Origin of the sequence: Mesorhizobium sp. M1338 (assembly GCF_040318045.1) — a bacterium.
Classification (GTDB): Bacteria; Pseudomonadota; Alphaproteobacteria; order Rhizobiales; family Rhizobiaceae; genus Mesorhizobium.
Genome location: NZ_JAMYLL010000128.1, coordinates 1 through 1,459 on the forward strand (window position 1 = coordinate 1; position 1,459 = coordinate 1,459).

Consider the following 1,459-nt stretch of genomic DNA (forward strand, 5'->3'; position numbering starts at 1 on the left):
CTAGTACCTCTGCACAGGGATTATGACTCTTTGGCCGTTGGCTTTGGATAGGCCTTGGCCAATTTAAGGCGCGCTTGTTCGGTTGAGAACATCCAGTTGATGCGGGCGCGGCTGGTGTTTCGCAGGTGCTCCCAGGCAGCGGTCTGTGCGACAAGGCGATCGTAGCTGTCGATCCGGCGATCGAGGCACTGGCCGCGCAGAACGCCGATCTCGATCTCGACCATGTTGAGCCAGCTCGCGTGTTTGGGCGTGTAATGGAACTCCAGCCGTCGCAGGATGCGTCGCGCCTCTGATGCCGGCAAGGCCTGATAGAGCGCGGCGGGCGTGTGGGTCGACAGATTGTCGAGCACCACCCTGACGCGTTCGGCTTGCGGGTAATGGATATCGACGAGGTCGCGCATGCAGTGGGCAAAGTCTTGTGCTGCGCGCCGCTCGGTGACCTTGACCTTGCGCCAGGAACGATGCGCATCGAGGAAGACGAACAGGTTGGCGGTGCCGTTGCGTTTGTACTCGCAGTCGTAGCGCTCCAGCCTTCCCGGCGCGGCCTGGATCGGCTGACGCACTTCGCCGATGAGTTGGGTCGGGCTTTCGTCGAAGCATACCACGGGCCGCTTCGGATCTGCTGCTTCGGCATAGAGGTCGAGCACGTCCTCCATGCGCGCGACATATTCTGCATCGATCTTGGGAATGCACCACATGTCCTTGCGCCAGGGCTTGAGATCGTTCTCGGCCAGGCGCCGACGCACCGTCTCGCGCGACAGCTGTTCGTGCTCGGTCAGCTTGACGAACGCATCGGCCAGCAGCTCAAGGGTCCAGCGGGCCCGCCCGGGCGGCGGGCTGGAGCAGGCGGTGGCCACCAGCAAGGCTTCCTCCTTGCCGCTCAGCTTGCGCTCCGCCCCGGGGCGCGGCTCTTCGCTGAGTGCCGCCTCCAAGCCCATTTCCACGAAGCGGCGCTTGGTGCGGTAGACCGTGGAGCCACCGACCACTACCGTCGTCGCAATGGTCTCGTCGCCCAGGCCGGCATCGGCTGCGAGCAGGATCTGGGCTCGCTTGAGCTTGCGCGCTGGATGCTTGCCGCTGCGCAGCATCGCTGTGAGTGCGTCGCGTTCGGGTTGGTCGAGATCGACGCGATAGCGTACATTCATCCGGAAGGCCTCCTTCGCTTGCGGAGGTTCCGGAAGAATCAAAAAATGAATCAATTAGTTGACGGACAGTCGCCAGACCGACCCCGCTTCACACAAAAGCAGGGCCAGTATCTTGCCTTCATCTGGACCTACGGTCTGCTCAACGGTCGATCGCCGGCCGAACGCGACATGCAGCGCTTCTTCGGCGTCACCGCACCTTCCGTCCACCAGATGGTGCTCACCCTCGAGCGCGGCGGGTTGATCCGCAGGCAACCCGGCCTCGCGCGCAGCATCGAACTGCTCGTCAAACCCGATAGCCTGCCCCGGCTACAACC

The 1,459-nt window shown here is 63.3% G+C and carries 2 protein-coding genes; one reads left to right on the forward strand and one right to left on the reverse strand.

The window, feature by feature from the left end; all coding sequences use genetic code 11:
- Nucleotides 1-20: 20 nt before the first annotated feature.
- Entirely contained in the window at nucleotides 21-1,145 is a 1,125-nt protein-coding gene (locus tag NKH19_RS33245; protein ID WP_352732724.1) for an IS630 family transposase, read from the reverse strand.
- Between the two features lie 45 nt (nucleotides 1,146-1,190).
- Between NKH19_RS33245 and NKH19_RS33250 the strand changes: the two genes are divergently transcribed.
- Nucleotides 1,191-1,459: LexA family protein (locus NKH19_RS33250; protein WP_352874166.1), on the forward strand; the 269-nt coding region annotated here is incomplete at its 3' end.

Bases quoted from the DNA above. Each gene is read 5' to 3' on its own strand.
- NKH19_RS33245 (WP_352732724.1), bottom strand. From the start codon at position 1,145: ATGAATGTACGCTATCGCGTCGATCTCGACCAACCCGAACGCGACGCA.